Source organism: Micromonospora sp. M71_S20, assembly GCF_003664255.1.
Taxonomy (GTDB): domain Bacteria; phylum Actinomycetota; class Actinomycetes; order Mycobacteriales; family Micromonosporaceae; genus Micromonospora.
The window spans coordinates 976,741-997,602 of record NZ_RCCV01000001.1; the positions used below are offsets into that span (position 1 = coordinate 976,741).

The window sequence follows — 20,862 nt, forward strand, 5'->3', positions numbered from 1 at the left end:
CCTCGTGCAGGATGCACGGGGCCAGCGCACTCTCGACATGGAGAGTGCGCTCAGGTAAGTACTCGCAGCGACCGGTACGACGACATGCGGCAAGCCTGACGCATCTCACGCGATGAGTCAACTGATCCCACATGTTGGTTGACGGAGCGTCGGATTTCACCCGTCCGGGACGCTAGGAACCCCGCTCCACCTGCGCGGACCTGTGCTCGGAGGGGCGTGGGGCGGGCAGCGTCGGCAGCCGCCGGGGCGGCGGCGACGCGGGCGAGCCGGCCGGCGCCGGGGCCTGGGCCGGGCGGGCCCCCGGGGACGTGGCCGCCTCCAGCATGGCTTCCAGGTGCTCGGCCGGCACGCCCCAGCCGAAGAGCGCTCCCTGGCCGAACCGGCAGCCGGCGGCGACCACAGCGGCCAGCTCCGTCGGCGTGGTCACCCCCTCGGCGATGACCTCCAAACCGAGCTGGTGACCGAGTCGCATGACGATGTCGACCATCGGCGCGAACGCCGGGCCGTCCCTGCCCACCGGCCGCACCGGCTCGTGCTCCGCGACCAGGCCGTGGTCGATCTTGAGGATGTCGATCGGCAGGCGGCGCAGCTGGCCGAGCGACGAGTATCCGGCGCCGAAGTCGTCCAACGCGATCCGGACGCCGGTCAGCCGCAGCGCCGTCAGCCGCCGGATCAGTTCGTCCAGGTCCGTCGCGACGGCGTGCTCGGTGACCTCCAGCACCAGCCGCTGCGGCGGCACGCGGTGGGCGCGCAGCGCCTCGGCGACCTGGACCACGTATTCCGGGGCGTGCAGCTCGCGGGGGGACACGTTGACCGAGACCCAGACGTCGTGGCCGTCGGCCAGCCAGCGGGAGAGCTGGTGGCACGCCTGGTGCAGCACCCAGGCGCCCAGCTTGGCGATCATCCCGCACTCCTCGGCCAGCGGGATGAACTCGTCCGGGCCGACGTTGCCCAGCACCGGGTGGCGCCAGCGCAGCAGCGCCTCCGCGCCGACCGGGCGCACCGAGGGCAGGGACGCCACCGGCTGGAACGCCAGGCGCAGCTCGTCGCGCTCGATCGCGCCGCGCAACTCGTGCTCCAGCGTGGTACGCCGGCGCAGCAGCTGGTCGTACGCGGCGTCGTAGCGCTCGATCCGGTTCTTGCCGCGCTGCTTGGCGTAGCGCAGCGCCAGGTCGGCGTGGCGCAGCAGCAGCTCCACGTCGGGCTCGCCCGTCCAGCCGGCCACCCCGATGCTCACCGACAGGAAGACCGGCCCCTCCGGCTGGTCGTAGGCGCGCCCGAGCACGCCGAGCAGGCGCTCGGCGACCCGGTCCGCGTCGGCGGGCTGGCCGTGCATCAGCACCGCGAACTCGTCGCCGCCGAGCCGGGCCGCCACGTCGCCGGGGCGCAGGTTGGCGCGCAGCCGCTCGCCGACCTCGGCCAGCACCGCGTCGCCCACGTCGTGGCCGCGCATGTCGTTGACGTGCTTGAAGCCGTCGAGGTCGAGCCCGAGCAGCACGCAGGGGGAGCCGGCCTCGGCGCACCGGTGCAGCGCCTGCAACAGCCCCCGCCGGTTGGCCAGCGCGGTCAGTTGGTCGGTGTGCGCCAGCTCGCGGAAGTGCGCCTCCCGCTCGGCCAGCCGCCGGGCGTAGCCGCGCACGTCGTGCAGCGTCAGGTACTGCCGGGTCACCAGGGCGAAGCCCTCCACGCTGCCGGCGACGATGCCCAGCGCGTCGAACCGGCCGTCCTGGAGCAGGTGGTACATCGCCGAGGCGGCCATGGCGAACATCGGGACGAACGCGTACGCGCCGTCGCGGCGGATCAGGTCGGTGGCCGGCCGGTCCGCCGCGTCCGGCCGGCGGGCGGCCGACGCGGCGGCGACCAGGCCGGCGGCGAGCACGCCCGCCCCGACCAGCGCCATGCCCGGCCCGGCCTGGCAGAGACCGGTGGCGATGCCGAGCCCGCCGCAGGTGACGGCGGTGGCCCCGGCGCCGCCCCAGGCGGCGCGACCGCGCGGCGGCGGGGCACGGAAGGCCACGATCAGGGCGAGCCCGGCGGTCAGGGCCGCGCTGACCGTGGCGAGCAGGATCGGCACGCAGGCCACCGGGGTGGCGTCGCCGAGCAGCCGGGTGGGCTCGGAGAAGATCACCCAACCGACGAACCAGAACGCCGTCGCCATCACCAGGCCGTCGAGCGCCAGCCGGGCGGTGGCCGCCGCCGTGGCGGCCACGCCGGGCAGCCGGAGCAGCCCGGCGGAGAAGATCAGCCCGCTGACCGCCGTGCCGATCGACACGACGCCGGCCCAGCCCATGCGCCGGTCCGGGGCCTGCCCCGCGTGCCCGGCGACGGAGAGCGCCACGGCCACCCCGACCAGCAGGGTGACCAGCGCCACCCCGGACGCGGCGGCGAGCAGCAGGTACGCCTGCCGGTGCGGACCGGCGCGGCGCAGGACGCCGACGGCCGACAGCGCGGTGGCCGCCGCGGCGACCAGCCCGCACAGCACCGCGACCGCGACCATGCCCGGGGGGAACTGCACGTTCCAACTGTGCCGGATACGTGCGCGGCGTGGGGGCCCGGGTGTGCATCCTTTGGGACACGGCGCGGACGGCGGCCGGCCGTCCCGGCGGCGGTGTCACACTGGTGGGCATGCCTGAGCTGCGGTCGAAGACCTCCACGCACGGTCGGACGATGGCCGGCGCCCGGGCCCTGTGGCGGGCCACCGGGATGACCGACGACGACTTCGGCAAGCCGATCGTCGCCATCGCCAACAGCTTCACCCAGTTCGTACCCGGTCACGTGCACCTCAAGGACATGGGCGGCCTGGTCGCCGAGGCGGTGGCGGAGGCCGGCGGGGTGGGCCGCGAGTTCAACACCATCGCCGTGGACGACGGCATCGCCATGGGCCACGGCGGGATGCTCTACTCCCTGCCCAGCCGGGAGCTGATCGCCGACGCGGTGGAGTACATGGTCAACGCGCACTGCGCCGACGCCCTGGTCTGCATCTCCAACTGCGACAAGATCACTCCGGGCATGCTGCTGGCCGCCCTGCGGCTGAACATCCCGGCCGTCTTCGTCTCCGGCGGGCCGATGGAGGCCGGCAAGACCGTGGCGATCGAGGGCGTCGTGCACTCCAAGATCGACCTGATCGACGCGATGATCGCCTCCTCCAACGAGGCCGTCACCGACGACCAGCTCGGCGAGATCGAGCGGTCGGCCTGCCCGACCTGCGGTTCGTGCTCCGGCATGTTCACCGCCAACTCGATGAACTGCCTCACCGAGGCGATCGGCCTGGCGCTGCCGGGCAACGGCTCGACGCTGGCGACCCACGCCGCGCGCCGGTCCCTCTTCGTCGAGGCCGGCCGCACCGTCGTGGAGATCGCCAAGCGGTGGTACGACGGCGACGACGCCTCCGTGCTGCCGCGCGCCGTCGCCAGCCGGGCCGCGTTCGAGAACGCGGTCGCCCTGGACGTGGCGATGGGCGGCTCGACCAACACGATCCTGCACCTGCTCGCCGCCGCCCGCGAGGCCGAGCTGGACTTCGACGTCGCGGACATCGACGCCGTCTCCCGCCGGGTGCCCTGCCTGGCCAAGGTCGCCCCGAACTCCCCGCAGTACCACATGGAGGACGTGCACCGGGCCGGCGGAATCCCGGCCATCCTCGGCGAACTGGACCGGGCCGGCCTGCTCCACCGGGACGTGCACGCGGTGCACTCCCCCAGCCTGGATCGCTGGCTCGCCGACTGGGACGTCCGGGGCGGGTCGGCGACGGCGGAGGCGGTCGAGCTGTTCCACGCCGCCCCGGGCGGGGTGCGCACCACCGAGCCGTTCTCCACCACCAACCGCTGGTCGTCGCTGGACACCGACGCGGCCGAGGGCTGCGTGCGGGACCTCGCCAACGCCTACAGCGCGGACGGCGGGCTGGCCATCCTGCACGGCAACCTGGCCCCGGAGGGCTGCGTGGTGAAGACCGCCGGGGTGCCCGAGGAGTGCCTGACCTTCCGGGGCCCGGCCAAGGTCTACGAGTCGCAGGACGACGCCGTCGAGGCGATCCTCAACAAGCGGATCGTCGCCGGCGACGTGGTGGTGATCCGCTACGAGGGGCCGAAGGGCGGCCCCGGCATGCAGGAGATGCTCTACCCGACCTCGTTCCTGAAGGGCCGGGGCCTGGGCCGCTCCTGCGCGCTGCTCACCGACGGGCGCTTCTCCGGCGGCACCTCCGGGCTCTCCATCGGGCACGTCTCACCGGAGGCGGCCTCCGGCGGGCTGATCGCCCTCGTCGAGTCCGGCGACGAGATCGTCATCGACATCCCGGGCCGGTCGATCGAGCTGAACGTGGCCCCCGACGTGCTGGAGGCCCGCCGCGTCGCGCAGGAGAAGCGCGACAAGCCGTACACCCCGGTCGACCGGCAGCGGCCGGTGTCCGCGGCGCTGCGCGCGTACGCCTCGATGGCGACCTCGGCCAGCGACGGCGCCTACCGCCGCGTGCCCGACTAGCCCGGCCCCGCCCCGCCCCGCCCCGCCCCCGGCGGATCTTGGCAGGAAACGGCCCCTCCAGGGGCGCTCTCCTACCAGGATCGGCGCGGTGGCTCGGTGATCGGCGAGCAGGCGTGCGTCGGCGGGTGGCGCCGATGCTACGTTGCGTCTTTTCGGGGCGGCTGGCGTCCCGGCGACGGGGCTCAGCCCCGGGGAGAAACGCGGTGCCCATTGTCGACATGCCCGCACTGCACGAGCGGATCGTCGTCCACATCTGCGCGACGATCGGCCCGATGTTGGAGCGACGTGCGACGGAGGAGCTGTACGCGGTGGCGCTCACCACGGACAGCGACGTCATCACGGTCCGCTTGGCGACGCACACCGAAGAAGCCCTCAGGCTGCTTGTCGATGTCGACGACGAGTATGCCGACGACTACCGCTGGTGGCCCGACGAGTGGGTTGTCGCCGATGACGACGGGACGCCCGAACAGGGTGTCGAGTCGACGGCCCAGATCAGCCGGGACATGTTCGACACCCACCTTTCTCTCGGCGAAGATGCCAAGGCTCACGGCGAATGGTGCGAGCGGGCCCGCGCGACACTCGAAGACGCCCTGGGTGACCGCCGCGTCCGGGCGAGCATCGCCGCTGTCAATCCCGCCTGGCACCCCGTGCTGTTCGTCACGGACACAGACGGCGATCAACGCCCCACGGTGCGCAGCATCGACCTCCTCAACACCGGCCACCCGAACCCCGACCTCGTCGCTTCCGCCCGCAGCTTCTTCCAGCAGACGTGACCGTGACGACGCCGCTCAGCCGGCCCTGGCGGCCTCCTGAGCGGCGTCACCAGTCAGGCCTTCCCCGCCCGGCAGCACGACGGTCCGGGCGTACCGGATGGCGGTCGGGGTGTCGGGGAAGACCAGGCCGTCGCGACGCAGCCGCTCCGCGACGCCGAGGGTGGCGAGCACCTGGTCGTGGCCGGGAGCGATGCCGGAGAGCAGCACGGTGATGCCGCGCTCCTGAAGCCGGAGGATCGCGTCGCCGAGCACGTGCGCGCCGGTCGCGTCGAGGGTGGTCACCCGCGACATCCGCAGGATGACCACGCGCACGTCGGCCACGTCGGAGAGCTGGAGCAGGAAGCTGTGCGCGGCGGCGAAGAAGAGCGGGCCGTCCAGCCGGTAGGCCACGATGTGGTCGGCGAGCAGGGCCCGCTCCTCGGCGCTGTGCTCGCCGGGGTCGAGCGGAACCCGTTCCACGCGGGCCGTGCGGGCCACCGCGCGCAGCGCGATCACGATCGCCACGCCCACCCCGACCGCGACGGCGGTCACCAGGTCCAGCGCCACCGTGACCGTGAAGGTGAGCACCAGCACGAGGGCGTCGCCCCGGGTGGCCCGGGCCAGCGCCCAGAGCGACCCGGCCTCGACCATCCGGACGGTGGTGGCCAGCAGGACGCCGGCCAAAGCGGCGAGCGGGATCCGACCGACCAGCGGGGCGGCGGCCAGCACGATCCCCGCGAGGGCGACGGCGTGGGTGAGCGCGGCCAGCTTCGAGCTGGCGCCGGCGCGCACGTTCACCGCCGTACGGGCGATGGCGGCGGTGGCGGGGATCCCGCCGAACGCCGGGGCGGCGAGGTTGGCCAGCCCCTGACCGAACAGCTCGCGGTCGGGGTCGTGGCGCTGGCCCACGGTCATCTGGTCGGCCACGGTGGCCGAGAGCAGGCTCTCCAGGGCGGCCAGCGCGGCGACCGCGAGGGCGGATGGCAGCAGGACCCCGACGGCGTCGAGGTCGAGGAAGGCCAGCGAGGGCGCGGGCAGGCCGGTGGGCAGTGCGCCGATGCGGGCCAGCTCGACCGGTGCGGTCTCGGCCACGACGGTCGCGACGGCCACCCCGAGCAGGGAGAACGGCCACCCGGGACGCCAGCGGGCGCCGAGCAGCATCACCGCCGCGACGCCGAGGGCCATCGTCACCGGTGCCGGCCGCGGGTCCGCGACGAACCGGGCGACCGCGTCGGCGGCCACGGCCCAGACGCGGTCGCCGTGCGCGTCGGTCACCCCGAGCGCCGCCGGCACCTGTTGCAGGGCGATGACCACCGCGATGCCGGCGGTGAAGCCCTCGATCACGGGGACGGGGAGGTAGCGGACGTAGCGGCCGAGGCGGGCGAGGGCCAGCGCGATCAGCACGAGCCCGGCCAGCGCCCCGACCATCAGCACACCGGTGGGGCCGAACTGCTGGACCACCGGCACCAGCACCACGGTCATCGCGCCGGTCGGCCCGGAGACCTGGAGGTGGGAGCCGCCGAAGACGGCGGCGACGGCGCCGGCCACCACCGCCGTCACCAGCCCGGCCTGGGCGCCAAGGCCGGAGGTGACGCCGAAGGCCAGGGCCAGCGGCAGCGCCACCACCGCCACGGTCAGCCCGGCGAGCAGGTCGCGCCGGGGCGAGCGGCGGACGGCCTGCCAGTCTGCGCGCGGCGGCAGCAGCCCGAGGAAGCGCTCGCCCAGCCTGAGTGCCTGGCTCACCGCTGCGTCCCGGCGGACCGCAGCTCGTCCAGCAGCGCGTCCCGGTCGGTGAGGACCGCGCCGAGAATGCGCCGACCGGCGGCGAGCAGGTCCGCCACGTCGGGGGTGCTGAGCGCGTACATCACCAGCGGCCCCTCCCGGCGGGAGGTGACCATGCCGGCCCGGCGCAGCACCGCGAGCTGCTGCGACAGGTTGGACGCCTCGACGTCGATCGCCGCCAGCAGGTCGCGGACCGGCTTCGGCCCGTCCTGGAGCAGCTCCAGCACCCGGATCCGGACGGGGTGGCCGAGGGTGCGGAACAGCTCCGCCTTGGCCTGGTAGAGCGGTACCGACACGTCAGCCTCCGTCGCGCCACGTCATATCGTTGCCGACTTTAGCACTTGCAGAATTCTTCAACTCGTGTCGCGGCGTGGACGGCGACGTGGTCCGCGCCGAGGTGCTTCCGATCGTGTCCGCCCGGGGCCGAGCCCGCCCCTCACCGCGACGACCGCAGCCGACGGGCGACCGGCTCTGGCGGCCACCGGCGCGTGCCGGCGTGGGCGTCAGACGGCCCGGCTACCGCTGCACACGCGGCAGGGCCGCCCCCTCAGTACGCGACTAGGGCGATGGCCAGCGACGACACCGCGGCGGCGAGCAGCACCGCGCCGGTGCCGACGCCGACCACCGCGCTCGCCGCGACGGTGCGGGCCCGGGCCACCGGGGCCGCCGCCAGCGCCACCGCCGTCACCAGGGCGGCGACCACGTGGATCAGCGGATAGTCGAGCAGCGCCGCGACTGGGAACAGGTGCACCCCCACCACGAGGGCGACCCAGACCGGGATCAGGTCCCGTCGGCGCCGCAGGGCGAGCAGCCCGGCACCGAGTGCGGCGATGCCGAACTCGATGCCCACGACGACGCCGAAGGCGCGGCTGGTGTCGGCGTCGAAGGCCGTCGCTTCGGACCAGCGCCGCCAGGTGATGGTCCCGCCGGCGACCGCGGTGAGCAGCGACAGCACCGATCCGACGCCGAGGAACGGTCGCCAACTCCTGGGCGGCGCCTCCTGGGCCCAGCCGAACCAGCTGGACGCGAAGAAGCCGAACACCACCGCCGTGCCCGACGCGTCACGAACGTGTTCCGCGATCATGGTTCTCCCCTGGGTGATGCGGCGTCGGGCTCTCGCCGCAGCGGCCACCCGATCTTGGTTAATCCTCGCCCCGAGGAGCGGACCGTCTGCCACCGGGGGCGGTGAGCTGCTCGGGGATGCTCGGGCCGACTCCCCTCGGGCACCTGAGGTGAGCGCCAACCTCAGCGACCGAGCCCCGCCGCCATGGCACGACGACAGCATCTCGAGCAGTCACCTGGCTGACATCCGGCACGGATTACTTCCACAAAGGTCCATACCGCTGAGGGGTTGACCAACCGCCAGACAAAGACGCATAGCCAACAGACGAAAGGACCTCCTACGCGGTCGGATCTTCGTGTGCGGAAGGGCAGCCGGTCCGACCGGTATCCGAACAAATAGCAGGTAGCTTCTCGTACACCACCGCTACGAGGAGTTCGTGCATGTCTGAGGAAACCTGGCTTACCGCTCGCTTGATTCCTACGTCAGGCATCAATGGGGCTGAGGAGCAGGAGCGCCGAGCAACTTCCGCCCTGCTTGCGGTCATGAGCGCGGTGCGCGAGTTCGGCCGGGTGATCACACAGTCGGTCGGCGCTCCAGCCGGGACAGTGCAGACCTTCATCGAGGTGCCCTTCAAGCTCGGCACCCAGCAACTGTTCCCGGACGGCTTGATTCGCGTCAGTCGGGGCCAACGGCAATGGACCGCACTGGTCGAGGTGAAGACCGGCAACAACACGCTGAAGACCGAACAGCTTGAGGCCTACCTGGATGTGGCTCGCGAGCAAGGCTTCGACGCCTTGATCACCATTTCCAATGAGATAGCACCTGTCGCTGGCCAACATCCGACGCCGGTTGACCGACGCAAGTTGAGGAAGGTCGCACTGCACCATCTGCCGTGGACCGAGATCCTCACGCACGCCGTCATTCAGAAGGAATACCGGGGTGTCGCCGACCCTGACCAGGCGTGGGTCCTCGGGGAGCTGATCCGGTACCTGGAGCACCCGCGCTCAGGCGCGATGGAGTTCAGTGACATGGGGCCCGCTTGGGTTCAGGTGCGCGAGGGCGTCTCCACCGGCACCCTCCGCGCCACCGACAGCGGCGCGGCCGAGATCGCGGGCCGGTTCGATGCCCTGATCCGATACGCCTGCCTGCGGCTGGGCAGACGCCTCGGCACCGAGGTGACGCCCGCCCTGAGCCGGAGGGACGTTGCGGACCCGAACGCGCGGACGCAGTCGCTTGTCGGCCAGTTGGCCTCGACCGGGACCCTGACCGGTGGCATCAAGATTCCCGGCTCGGTGGGCTCGCTCCACGTGTCAGCAGACCTTCGCGCAGGGCAGATCATTTGCCACGTTGACGTCGACGCCCCACGTGCGGGTCGGCCGACGACTCGGGTCAACTGGCTCGTACGCCAGTTGAAGGACGCACCCGATACGACACGGATCGAGGCCTTCGTCATGCACTCTCGCGGAGGCGGCGCCACCGAACTGCTCCGCGAGGTGCGTACTGACCCGACCGTTCTGATCATGGACCCCACCCGCGAGCTGCGCACCTTCCGCGTGGCCCGGTCCACCGCATCCGGCACCAAACGCGGTACTGGCCGAGGCGCGTTCATCGACTCGGTGCTGAACGCCATCGACGACTTCTACGAACAGGTCATCCAGAACCTCAAGCCTTGGATGCCGACGCCACCGCGCCTGCGCGCCCCGGAAGAGGTTGAGCAGGCGGAGCCCGTGGCCGCCAGCTTGATTTCCACCGCCATCTCGTCCCAGGACACCCCCGACTTCGGCCGGGAACCGCGATCAGAGAACCAGCGAGGGTGACGAGCCGTCGCCCCTGACAGCACGACGGAGATCTTGGTACGGAACGGCCCCTCCAGGGGCCGTTTCTTGCCAAGATCTCCGTCGTCGACCGTCAGTCGGCGACGGTGTCGCTGACGTGGCGCAGGACGGGGCGGGTGGTCAGGGCCGCCGGGGCCAGTGGGGCGTTCGTGCGCACCGTGAACGTGGTCGACTCGCCGGGTAGCAGGGTGACCAGTGCCTCGTCGACCTCCGCCGCGGGGTCCAGCCGGTCCGGGAAGAGCGTCAGGTCGCGCAGGACCGTGCGGGCGGTGACCCGGACCCGGTGCCCGCCGTCGACCGACTCGACCGCAGCGTCGTACCCGGCCGGCGGCCAGTCGGCGTCGCGGTCCTCGGCGAAGAACCAGAGCGCCCGCTCGGCCGTGCCGCCCGCGTCGGCCACCAGCAGCTCGCGGCGGGCCTCGTCCGGCCGCGCCAGCTCCGCCGGCAGCGCCAGCTCGATCCTGGCGTACGCGGGGACGTCCAGCTCCAGCGTGACCTTGGCCCGTGGCTCGCCGGTCAGGGTCAGCCGGGTCACCGATGCCGTCGCCCGCCACGGGGTCGCCCCGTCGTTGACCCCGATCAGGGCCAGGCCGCCCGCGCGGGGCTGGACGGTCAGCAGCCGGTCCGCGTACGCCCGGCGCAGCGCGTACCACAGCGGCTTGCGGCGGCCGTCGCCGTCGACGGCCGACCACGAGGTCACCGGCCAGCAGTCGTTGAGCTGCCACACGATCGTGCCCGCGCAGACGTCCCGGTGGGAGCGGAAGTGCTCCACCGCGAGCTGGATCGCCCGCGCCTGGTTGAGCTGCGTCAGCCAGTGCCAGTCGTCGAAGTCCGCCGGTGGCGGCAGGTGGGCGTCGAGCCCCCGCCGGAGCTTCGCGTCGCCGTCGATCGCCTTCTGGTGGTGCGCCATGCCGGGCGAGTCGGGCGCGAGGGGCTCGTCCGACAGCGCCCGGCGCAGCGTCGCGTACGCGGGCGGGGCCTGGTAGCCGAACTCGGCGACGAAGCGCGGCACGTACTCGCGGTACTTCGTGTAGTCGTCGGTGTTCCAGACGTCCCAGATGTGCGTGGTGCCGTGCGCCGGGTCGTTGGGGTGGATCTCCTCGCTGCCCGACCACGGGCTGCCCGGCCAGTACGGGCGCGTCGGGTCCAGCTCGGCCACGATCCGGGGCAGCAGCTCCAGGTAGTAGCCGCGCCCCCAGCTGCGCCCCGCGAGGGGCTCCTGCCAGTCCCAGTCGTGCCAGCCCCAGATGTTCTCGTTGTTGCCGGTCCAGAGCACCAGCGACGGGTGCGGCGCAAGCCGGACCACCTGCTCGGCGGCCTCGGCGGCCACCTCGGCGCGGAACGGCTCCTCCTCGGGGTAGGCGGCACAGGCGAAGAGGAAGTCCTGCTGCACCAGCAGCCCCAGCTCGTCGGCGAGGTCGTAGAAGTCGTCCGACTCGTACCGGCCGCCGCCCCAGACGCGCAGCAGGTTGACGTTCGCGTCGGCGGCCTGCCGGAACCGGTGCGCCAGCCGCTCGCGGGTGACCCGGGTGGGGAACGCGTCGTCGGGGATCCAGTTGACCCCCCGGACGAAGACCGGGGTGTCGTTGACGTGCAGGGCGAACGGGGTGCCGTGCGCGTCGGGGGCGGTGTCGAGGCGTACGGAGCGGAACCCGATCCGCCGGGACCAGGCGTCGAGCGGGCGGCCGGCGGCGTCGTGCAGCGTCACCTCCAGCGGGTGGCGGGGCTGATCGCCGTACCCCCGCGGCCACCACAGCGCCGGATCGCGGACGGTGAGGGTCAGCGCGGCCGTGCGCTGCCCGGCCGGGATCGTCGCCTCGGCCCGCGTGCCGGCGACGCTCGCCCGCACGGTCAGCGGCGCGTCCCCTGCCCGCTCGACCTCGACGTGTAGCTCCACCCGGCCGTCGCCGGCCTCGACGGTCACCAGGGGACGCACGACGGCCAGCCGCGCCGCGGACCAGGCGTGCAGCCCGATCTCCTGCCAGATGCCGGCGGTGACCAGGGTCGGCCCCCAGTCCCAGCCGAAGTTGCAGGCCATCTTGCGGATGAACGGGAACGGCTCCGGGTAGGCGTTCGGCCGGTCCCCGAGCCGGTCCCGCTGCGCCTCGGCGTAGCGGTAGGCGGAGTCGAAGCGTACGGCCAGGGTGTTGGACCCGGCGACCAGCCGCGACCGGACGGCGAAGCGGTGGCCGCGGTGCATGTTCTCGGCGCGGCCGACCTCGGCGCCGTTGAGGGTGAGCGTGGCGACGGTGTCCAGGCCGGCGCAGACCAGGTCGACCCGCTCGTCGTCGCCCGGCTCGTGGCGGAAGGTGGTCTCGTAGACCCAGTCGGTGCGCCCGACCCAGGCCAGCGCCTTCTCGTTGTCGTCCAGGTACGGGTCGGGGATCAGGCCGGCGGCGAGCAGGTCGGTGTGCACGCAGCCGGGGACGGTGGCCGGCACCGCGCGGCCCGCGACCGCGGGCGGCACCTGCGGTCCCGGTACCGCCCGCAGGGTCCAGCCCTCGTGCAACGCTTGCCGGGTCACGACTTCACCGCACCTTCCATGATTCCGCGGACGATCTGACGGCCGCCGACGAAGAGCATCACCAGCAGCGGGAGGGTGGCGACCAGGGCGCCGGCCAGCACCCGCCGGTACAGCACGTAGTTGCCGCTGGCGAGGTCGGAGAGGGCGACCATCGAGGTCGGATAGTCGGTGCCGCCGAGGGTGATCAGCGGCCACTGGAACTCGTTCCAGGTGGCGACAAAGGTCAGCAGGCCGAGCACCGCCATGGCGGGCCGGACCGCCGGCACCACCACGCTCCAGAAGATCCGCATGGTGCTCGCGCCGTCCATCCGCGCGGCCTCGACCAGCTCGTCGGGGACCGCGTCGAGGATGAACTGCCGCATGTAGAAGACGCCGAACGCGGTGACCAGGCCGGGCACGATCACCGCCAGGAGGGTGCCGTTCCAGCCGCCCTCGCCGGGCATCCGGCCCATCAGGATGTAGAGCGCGACGACACCGAGCTGGTTCGGCACGGTCATGGTCAGGACGACCATGACCATCAGCGCGTTGCGCCCCTTGAACCGCAGCTTGGCGAAGGCGAAGCCGGCCAGCGAGCAGAAGAAGAGCACCGACGCCGTCACCACCGACGACACGATCACGCTGTTGCCGAGCGACTGGAGGAAGAACACGTCCTGCATGGAGAAGACCTCCCGCAGGTTGGTGACCAGCTGACCGCCGGGCAGCACCTGGGGCGGGATCTTCGCCAGCGCCTCGTCGGTGTTCGTGGCGATGACGAACATCCAGTAGAGCGGGAACGCCGAGAACGCGATCACGACGCTCAGGAACAGGTAGGTCCAGACGCTGCCGGGCATGTGCTGCGGCGCCCGGCCCGCCAGCGCCGCCCGCCGGGAGTTCGAAACCTTCACTTTCGACCCCCTCCCAGGCGGTTGGTGATCAGGGCGTTGATCGCCGCGACGAGCAGGATGACCAGGAAGAGGGCCCAGGACATGGCGGCGGCGTAGCCGAGGTTGAGGTCCCGCCAGCCGACCTTGTAGATGAGCTGCGCGACGGTCTGCCACTGACCGTCGTCGCCGCCGAGACCCAGGGCCGGGTTGGCGTCGAAGAGCATCGGCTCGGTGAACAGTTGCAGGCCGCCGATGGTCGAGAGCACGACGGTGAAGATGACCACCGGCCGGATCATCGGCACGGTGATCCGCCACAGCTGGCGCCACGGCCCGGCGCCGTCGACGGCGGCGGCCTCGTAGACGTCGCGCGGGATGGACTGCATGGCAGCCAGGTAGAGCAGCGCGTTGTAGCCGATCCACTTCCAGTTGACCATGGTGGCGATGGCGATCCACGAGGACCACTTGGCGGAGCGCCAGTCGATCGGCGCGGTCTCGCCGATCCCGAGCAGCGACAGCGCCCAGTTGGCGATGCCGGTGTCCCGGGCGAAGACCACGGAGAAGATCAGCGTGGAGGCCGTCACCGGGGTGATGTACGGCAGCAGCACCCCGACCCGGAACCAGGTCTGGGCCCGCAGCTTCCGGTTCAGCAGCGACGCGACGACCAGCGCCAGCAGCAGCTGCGGCACGGTGGAGAGCAGGAAGATGCCGAAGGTGTTGGAGAGCGCGTTGAAGAAGTCGTCGTCGGTGAACAGGCGGCGGAAGTTCTCCAGCCCGGCCCAGCCGGTGAGCGTCGGGTCGTCGAGCCGCCAGTGGCGCAGGGCGACGACGCCGTTGAAGACGATCGGGAAGAGCCCGAAGACGGCGAAGAGCAGGAAGAACGGGGCGATCAGCAGGTACGGCACGTAGCGCATGTCGAAGCGGTGCAGCCGGGTCCGCCAGGGGCCGGGCTCGTAGGGGCGGTCGCGGCGGCTGGCCGTCGCGCCGGAGTCCCGGCCGGGCCGGGGCGTCTCGGGGGCGGCGCGGGTGGTGGACATCGGGGGACCTCCAGGGGACCGGGTGGGACGGCCGGTCGGGACGGGGCGACCCGCCCCGACCGGCGTACGGTCAGGACTTGGCGGCCTTCTCGGCTTCCTTGACCGCCTCGGTCCACGCCTGGTCGGGCTTGCCCTTCAGGTTTCCGGTGGCCAGCCGGTTCAGCACGTTCTCCACCGCCACCCGGGTCGGGCCGTTCCGGCGGCCGAGGTACTGGGGGGTCAGGTTCTCCGCCGTCCTGGAGAAGATCTGGCCGACCGGGGCGTCGCTGAAGAAGGGGTTGGTGAAGTCCCTGATCGCCGGGTCCTGGTAGAGCGCCGGCTGGGAGGGCAGGTTGCCGACCTTCTTGAAGATCTCGATCTGCTGCTCGGGCTGGATCAGCCACTCGACGAACCTGTACGCCTCGTCGACGTTCCTGCCCTGCTTGGGGATGGTCAGGAACGAGCCGCCCCAGTTGCCGCCCCCGCCGGGGATGGCGGCCACGTCCCACTTGCCGCTGGTGCCGGGGGCGGTGTTCTTGATGTGCCCCTGCATCCAGGCCGGGCAGGCGAGCACGGCGAAGTTGCCCTTGACGAAGCCGCTGTTCCACTCGGGGGAGAACGCGGTGAGGTTGGCCGAGAGGTCGGCGGCGATGGTCCGGGCCGCCACGTCGAACGCGACCTTCGGGCCGCCGTCCATCTTCAGCGCCTCGCTCTCGTCGTAGAAGCCGACCGGCTGCTGCCCGAGGACGGGGTTGAAGACGTTGGTGCCGGCGTCGATGAACTTCTTGCCGCTGCGTGCCGTGTACTGCTGGCCGACCTCGATGAACCTGTCCCAGGTGGGCCAGAGCGCGGAGACCTGGTCGCGTGCGGTGGGCAGGCCGGCTGCGGCGAACAGGTCGGTGCGGTAGCACATGGCCAGGCCGCCGACGTCGGTGCCGAGGCCGATCTGGGCCTTGCCGTCGGGCGTCAGGGTCTGCTTCCACTTCCACGGCAGGTACTTCTGCTCGTACGTGCCGGCGCCCTTGTCGAGCAGGTTGACGAACTTGTCGGCCTGGCCGCGGAACTGGACCACGAAGCCCTCGTCGACGGCGGCGATGTCCGGCGCGCCGGAGCCGGCGACGAGCTTCTTCTGCAGGTCCTCGTGCTGGGCGTTGTACTCGCCGGTGTTCAGGCTGATCTTGACGTTCGGGTTCGCGTCCTCGTACTTCGTCTTGAGCTCGTCGAGCCCGAAGTCGCCCCAGAAGTTGATTTTGAGGGTGACCGGGCCGCCCGCCTGGGAGTCGCCGCCACCCCCGCTGTTGCCGCTGCACGCCGCGACCATGACCAGGCCGACCGCGCCGACGGCGGCCGCCCTGGCCCAGTGCGTCAAGGACCGTCTCATGTCATCCTCCGCGCCAGATGGGATCGCTCCCGACATCGAGAGCCGTTGACTGAACCGGATAAGTTCCGCCACCGTACGGTCCGGTTTCGGCAGTGTCAACGGGCAGTCACCGCAGGCATCTCGCGGTAATCTGCACCGACGTGGGAGCGCGATCATGGGAGGTGGAACCATTTCGGTGAAAGACCTGGGACGCGCGCCAGCGGCACGGTCCGAGCCACCTCACGATCACTTAACCGGGAAAGTCGGCGACCGGCCCGGCGGCGCGCCCCGGTCGCGCCAGCCCGCTGTGGGAACGGTGCAGTAGCGTGGACCGCCGCCGGTCGCCCCGGCCTCGTGGTGACACCCGCCCGGGCGGGAGAGTGGAGGAGTACGCCGGTGAAGCGGCCCACGATCGCCGACGTCGCCCGCCGCGCCGGGGTGTCCAAGGGGGCGGTCTCCTACGCGCTGAACGGCCAGCCCGGGGTCTCCGAGGCCACCCGGCAGCGGATCCTCGCCATCGCCGCCGAGATCGGCTTCAACCCGAGCCGCGCCGCCCGCTCCCTCTCCGGGGCCACCGCCGACGCGGTCGGCCTGACCCTGTGCCGCCCGGCCCGCACGCTCGGCATCGAGCCGTTCTTCATGGAGCTGATCAGCGGCGTCGAGGCCGAACTCTCCGCCCGGTCGTACGCCCTCACCCTCCAGGTGGTGGCCGACCAGGACGCGGAGGTCGCGGTCTACCGCCGGTGGTGGGGCGAGCGCCGTGTCGACGGCGTCCTCGTCTGCGACCTGCGCGCCGACGACCGCCGGGTGCCGGTGCTGGAGGAGCTGGGCCTGCCCGCCGTGGTGATCGGCGGCCCGGGCGGCACCGGCGGGCTCGCCAGCGTCTGGTCCGACGACGCGGCGGCGCTGGTGGAGACCGTGGAGTACCTGGTCGCCCTCGGCCACCGCCGCATCGCCCGCGTCGGCGGGCTGCCCGCCCTGCTGCACACCGAGATCCGCACCGAGGCGTTCACCCAGGTGTGCCGCCGGCTCGGCCTGGCCGACGCGGTCACCGTGCCGTCGGACTACACCGGCGAGGAGGGCGCCCGCGCCACCCGGCGGCTGCTCAGCTCGGCCGCCCGCCCCACCGCCGTGATCTACGACAACGACGTGATGGCCATAGCGGGGCTGTCGGTGGCCCAGGAGATGGGCCTCGCCGTGCCGGGCGAGGTGTCCATCGTGGCGTGGGACGACTCGCCGCTCTGCCAGCTGGTGCACCCGCCGCTGACCGCGCTCGGCCGGGACATCCCGGCGTACGGCGCGCACGCCGCCCGGCAGTTGCTCGCGGTGATCGGCGGCGCACCGGCCAGCCGCGTCCAGGACGAGACGGCCCACCTGACCCCCCGGGGCAGCACGGCGCCGCCGCGCGCCGGCTGAACCGGCTGAGTCACCTGGCCTTCGTCACCGGCAACTGGAGCTCGGTGACGCCCTTCTCCGGCTCGTCCGGGGAGTAGTCCAGGTACAGCTCGCGGGCGTACCCGTCGGCCCGCCAGCCGTTCGCCTCGATCCAGGCGGCGAGCGCCTGCACGCTGCCCTCCACCTCGTCCATCGACCCGTGGTGGATGATCGTCGCGGCGGCGGGCACCGGGGGCAGGTCGACGACCGCGAAGTCCCGGGCCGCCGCGGGGTCGGCGGCCACCGTCACCCCGGCGTGCACCACCACGGCCTCGCCCTCCCCCGCCGGCTCGTACCAGGCCAGCGCCGGGCCCGAGGGCGCGACACCCGCCGCGCCGAGGCGCCGGAACAGCTCCGGGTAGAGCGGCTGGATCACCGTGGAGATGTCCGGAACCTCGTAGCTGCGGGCAACCCCGGTCAGCTCCGCCACCCGGACCGCGGGGAGTTCCTTGAGTACGACGTCCTGGCTGGTCATCCGACCCTCCGTCTCGATCATGCGGAGCCTCGCCTCGACCCCGGCCAGCCGGGCGGTGTCGGCCGCCATCTGGGCCTCCAGTTGGGACCGGCGCAGCCGCAGCATGCCGCGCAACTCGGCGACCTCGACGGCGTCGTCGAGGATCGCCTGCACCTGTCCGAGGGTGAGCCCCAGTTCCTTGAGGGCGATCACCCGGTTGAGCCGGTGCAGCTGCTCGGCCCGGTAGGACCGGTACCCGGTGTGCGGGTCGACGGCGGCCGGGCGGAGCAGCCCGATGCCGTCGTAGTGGCGCAGCATGCGGACCGACACGCGGCCCAGCCTGGCGAAGTCTCCGATGGTGAACATGGCCCCTCACACGTTCGGCCCTCACACGGTGTCAGAGTCAACCAGGCGGGGCGGGGCCCGTGGGCCGCCCGGTCAGCGCGAGGCCGAGGGGAACTCCTCGAAGTACGCCTCGACCCGCTCCGCGGTGGCCGGGCGGGCCAGCGCGAAGCCCTGCCCGTACCGGCAGCCGGCCCGCCGCGCGCCCTCGACCAGGTTGGCCGACTCCAGTTCCTCGGCCACGATGTCCAGACCCAGGCGGTCCCCCACGTTCACCACCACGTCGATCAGCGGGCGCTGCGGGTCCGCCGGGTCCACCAGCTGCGGGCCGACCTTGAGCAGGTCGATCGGCAACCGGCGCAGCTGCGCCAGCGAGGCGTGCTCGGCCCGGAAGTCGTCCAGCGCGGTGCGCACGCCCAGCGAACGCAGCCCGGCCAGCCGGGCCACCACGGTCGGCAGCTCGGCGCCCACCCGGGGCTCCGCCACCTCGACCACCAGCCGGTCCGGCGACAACCCGTACGCGTCGAGCACGGCCGCCGTGCGCGGCACGAAGTCGGGCGAGACCAGCTCCCGGACGGTCACGTTGACCGCCATCCAGAGCTGCCGGCTGCCCGCCGACCAGGCGGCGAGCTGCCGGCAGGCCCGGTCCAGCACCCAGCAGCCCAGCTCGCCCACGATGTCGAGGTCCTCGGCCACCGGCAGGAACTCGGCGGGAAGCACCGTGCCGAGCACCGGGCTGCGCCAGCGCAGCAGCGCCTCCGTGCCCACCGGCTGCCGGTCGGCCAGGTCGAGCACCGGCTGGTAGACGAGGTCCAGCTCGCCCCGGGCGACCGCCCCGGGCAGCTCCCGTTCCAGGTCGAGCCGGCGGACGAGCTGCTCCTCCAGGTAGGCGTCGTACCACTCGACCCGGTCCCGGCCGAGCTGCACGGCCCGCCGCCGGGCCAGGTCCGCCTGGCGCAGCACGTCCTCCGGGCCGCCGTTGCCGATCTCGGCCAGCCCGATGCCGGCCCGCAGCCGCAGCACCGCACCGGCCACCTCGTAGGGCTCGGTGAGCGCGGCGAGCAGCCGGGTGCCCAGCGCGTACGCCAGCACCGGCCCGACCTCGGTGACCACGGCGAAGCCGGTGGCGGTGACGTCGGCGAGCAGGTCGCGGGGGCCGACGACCGTGCGGGCCCGCCGGACGGCCTCGGCCAGCACGCCCTCGCGGCCCTGGTGTGCCTCGGCGGCGGGGCCGGTTCCGTCGAGGTCGACGACGAGCAGCGCGCCGGCGGGGCCCGGCGCGTCGCGGAGGGTGGCGAGGGCCCGCAGCAGCGCGGCCCGGTCCACGGGCGCGCCGGAGCGGTCCGGGTCCGGCGGGCGGTGCCGGACCGGCGGGCCGTCGGGGCCGGTCGACCGCGCCGGGTCGTCCGCCCGGAGCAGGTCGCGGAGCACCAGCGGCGGGGCCAGCGCGAGGGCGAGCAGGACCGCGGTGAGGTCCGGCGGCCCGCCGTCGCGGAGCTGCCACCCGACGGCCGCCACGGCCGCGACGGCCGGGACCACCGCCCGGGGCCACACCCTGGTCGGCGGGGCGGGCAGGTCCGGCTCCGGGCGGGTCGCCCGCCGCGCCCCCGCCGCCGTCAGCAGCACCCCACCCACCAGCGGGGGTACGGCCACCAGCGCCGCCCGCTCCGGGGCCGTGCCCGTCTGCACCGCGGCCAGCACCACCAGCCCGGACAGGGTGAGCGCCGCCCCGCCCCGGCAACGGGCCGCGCCGGTACGCCGGTGCGGCCCGGTCAGCACCAGGAGCACGGCGAGCGCGAGCCCGCCCAGGGCCACGGCCACGGCGAACCGCACCGGCGGGTCGAGCGGGTCACGGGGCAGCAGCAGCCAGCCGGCGAGGACCAGCCCCAGGCCGGCGGCGGTCGCGTCGACGGCCCCGCGCAGCCGGACCCGGGCGGACGGGCGGGGCCGCCGCGCCACCCGAGGCAGACCCGCGACGAACAACGCGGCGGAGGCGGCCAGCCCCGACACCACGACGGCGGACCGTTGGCCCGGTTCGGCGAGCGGGAGCACGGCGGCGGTGAGCCCCGCCGTCACGACCGCGGCGTCGAGCAGCGCGGCGACGCGGCGGGGCGGCGCCGCGCGCCGGCGGGCGGCACGGGACCGGGTCGGGACCTGTGTGGGGATGGGGGCCGGCGGCGGGGCGGCGGTGAGCCGGGAGAGCCGCGCGCCCGCCAGGGCGCAGCTGGCCGCGCCGGCCAGCGCCACGACGGCCAGGGCGGGCACCCGACCGGCCGCGCCGGCGAGCAGGAGCAGCGCGACGGCGGCGAGGACAAGGGTGTCCGGCAGTGCGGGGCGGGGGATGGACACGCGTTGCGGGTACGCGAGGGGCACGGCGGTCGCCTTCGTGAGGGGGCACGGGCGGTGCGACGGTGCGGGGCGCCGGACCCGGGGTTGGTCCGCTGCCCACCAGTCGCCAACGAGCGGACAGGAAGGCGGTGACGCCGGGTCGACCGTGATCCCCGTCACTGACGCTCGCGGTGCGCCCCGGTGCCGCCCGGCGCGTACCGGGGCCGGCGGGGGTGGGATCATCGGGGGGTGAGCAGCTCCGACACCGTCCACTTCCGGCACAACCAGGCCATCCTGGCCGCCGCGATCGTCGCCTTCTTCGGCGCCCTGCCGGTGGCCGGCGCCCGGTGGTACCTGCTGCCGGTGCTGCTCGTCCCGCTCGCCGTCACGGTGTGGGCGTGGCGCGCCGGCACCGACGCGGACGCCCGCGAGCTGCGCCTGCGGGCGCTGGTCGGGCAGCGCCGGATCAGCTGGGACCGCGTCGTCGAGCTGGCCGCCGACCCGCGCGGTCGGGCGGTCGCCCGGCTCGACGACGGCCAGCGCGTCACGCTGCCGGCCGTACGCGGCACCGACCTGCCCCGGCTGGTCTCGGCCACCGGCCAGACCCTGCCCGGCGCGGCCGGCTGAGCACCGCCGCGC

At 73.3% G+C, this 20,862-nt stretch carries 15 protein-coding genes; 5 read left to right on the forward strand and 10 right to left on the reverse strand.

All coding sequences use genetic code 11. The annotated features are described in order from the left end of the window. Positions 1-172: 172 nt before the first annotated feature. Complete coding sequence (locus tag DER29_RS04540; protein ID WP_370040245.1) at positions 173-2,497, reverse strand: putative bifunctional diguanylate cyclase/phosphodiesterase; 2,325 nt, start codon at positions 2,495-2,497, stop codon at positions 173-175. A gap of 128 nt (positions 2,498-2,625) precedes the next feature. Here DER29_RS04540 and ilvD point away from each other — a divergent pair, with 128 nt between their 5' ends. Together ilvD and DER29_RS04550 are read left to right on the forward strand one after the other, a co-directional pair. Beyond that, entirely contained in the window at positions 2,626-4,473 is a 1,848-nt protein-coding gene (ilvD, locus tag DER29_RS04545) for a dihydroxy-acid dehydratase (RefSeq protein ID WP_121399001.1), read from the forward strand. 203 nt (positions 4,474-4,676) lie between these two features. Further along, positions 4,677-5,246 carry a DUF4303 domain-containing protein gene (locus DER29_RS04550; RefSeq protein ID WP_158618963.1) on the forward strand — a complete coding sequence of 190 codons (570 nt, stop codon included), beginning with the start codon at positions 4,677-4,679 and terminating at the stop codon, positions 5,244-5,246. A 15-nt stretch (positions 5,247-5,261) separates the two neighbouring features. On the opposite strand, the gene DER29_RS04555 is transcribed toward DER29_RS04550, so the two are convergent. The 3 genes from DER29_RS04555 to DER29_RS04565 all read right to left on the reverse strand — a co-directional run bounded on the left by DER29_RS04555 (position 5,262) and on the right by DER29_RS04565 (position 8,091). Next, positions 5,262-6,968, reverse strand: a complete 1,707-nt coding sequence (locus DER29_RS04555) for a SulP family inorganic anion transporter (RefSeq protein WP_121396173.1) — start codon at positions 6,966-6,968, stop codon at positions 5,262-5,264. Continuing rightward, the gene (locus tag DER29_RS04560; protein ID WP_121396174.1) at positions 6,965-7,303 is read right to left on the reverse strand and encodes a helix-turn-helix transcriptional regulator; all 339 of its coding nucleotides are present in this window, start codon (positions 7,301-7,303) and stop codon (positions 6,965-6,967) included. The genes DER29_RS04555 and DER29_RS04560 overlap by 4 nt, the downstream gene beginning before the upstream one ends. Positions 7,304-7,554: 251 nt before the next feature. Beyond that, positions 7,555-8,091, reverse strand: a complete 537-nt coding sequence (locus tag DER29_RS04565; RefSeq protein ID WP_121396175.1) for a hypothetical protein — start codon at positions 8,089-8,091, stop codon at positions 7,555-7,557. Between the two features lie 419 nt (positions 8,092-8,510). Between DER29_RS04565 and DER29_RS04570 the strand changes: the two genes are divergently transcribed. Then, a complete protein-coding gene (locus DER29_RS04570) occupies positions 8,511-9,887 on the forward strand; it encodes a stress response protein (RefSeq protein ID WP_121396176.1) in 1,377 nt (458 codons plus the stop codon). Positions 9,888-9,978: 91 nt separating this feature from the next. Here DER29_RS04570 and DER29_RS04575 read toward each other — a convergent pair whose 3' ends face one another. The 4 genes from DER29_RS04575 to DER29_RS04590 form a co-directional block, all read right to left on the reverse strand. Next, a complete protein-coding gene (locus DER29_RS04575) occupies positions 9,979-12,429 on the reverse strand; it encodes a glycoside hydrolase family 2 protein (RefSeq protein WP_121396177.1) in 2,451 nt (816 codons plus the stop codon). Next, the gene (locus DER29_RS04580) at positions 12,426-13,259 is read right to left on the reverse strand and encodes a carbohydrate ABC transporter permease (protein WP_121399002.1); all 834 of its coding nucleotides are present in this window, start codon (positions 13,257-13,259) and stop codon (positions 12,426-12,428) included. Before DER29_RS04580 ends, DER29_RS04575 begins: the two co-directional genes overlap by 4 nt. A gap of 50 nt (positions 13,260-13,309) precedes the next feature. After that, positions 13,310-14,326: a carbohydrate ABC transporter permease gene (locus DER29_RS04585; protein WP_121396178.1), complete on the reverse strand. Its 1,017-nt coding sequence runs from the start codon at positions 14,324-14,326 to the stop codon at positions 13,310-13,312. 70 nt (positions 14,327-14,396) lie between these two features. Beyond that, positions 14,397-15,686, reverse strand: coding sequence for an extracellular solute-binding protein (locus DER29_RS04590; protein ID WP_121396179.1), 1,290 nt, complete (start codon positions 15,684-15,686; stop codon positions 14,397-14,399). Between the two features lie 375 nt (positions 15,687-16,061). Between DER29_RS04590 and DER29_RS04595 the strand changes: the two genes are divergently transcribed. Then, positions 16,062-17,081, forward strand: a complete 1,020-nt coding sequence (locus tag DER29_RS04595) for a LacI family DNA-binding transcriptional regulator (protein WP_121396180.1) — start codon at positions 16,062-16,064, stop codon at positions 17,079-17,081. Positions 17,082-17,091: 10 nt separating this feature from the next. Here DER29_RS04595 and DER29_RS04600 read toward each other — a convergent pair whose 3' ends face one another. Both DER29_RS04600 and DER29_RS04605 read right to left on the reverse strand, forming a co-directional pair. Then, the gene (locus DER29_RS04600; RefSeq protein ID WP_121396181.1) at positions 17,092-17,919 is read right to left on the reverse strand and encodes a MerR family transcriptional regulator; all 828 of its coding nucleotides are present in this window, start codon (positions 17,917-17,919) and stop codon (positions 17,092-17,094) included. A gap of 72 nt (positions 17,920-17,991) precedes the next feature. Continuing rightward, complete coding sequence (locus tag DER29_RS04605; RefSeq protein ID WP_233599636.1) at positions 17,992-20,244, reverse strand: bifunctional diguanylate cyclase/phosphodiesterase; 2,253 nt, start codon at positions 20,242-20,244, stop codon at positions 17,992-17,994. A gap of 228 nt (positions 20,245-20,472) precedes the next feature. Here DER29_RS04605 and DER29_RS04610 point away from each other — a divergent pair, with 228 nt between their 5' ends. After that, positions 20,473-20,850, forward strand: coding sequence for a PH domain-containing protein (locus DER29_RS04610; RefSeq protein ID WP_121396183.1), 378 nt, complete (start codon positions 20,473-20,475; stop codon positions 20,848-20,850). Positions 20,851-20,862: the final 12 nt, after the last annotated feature.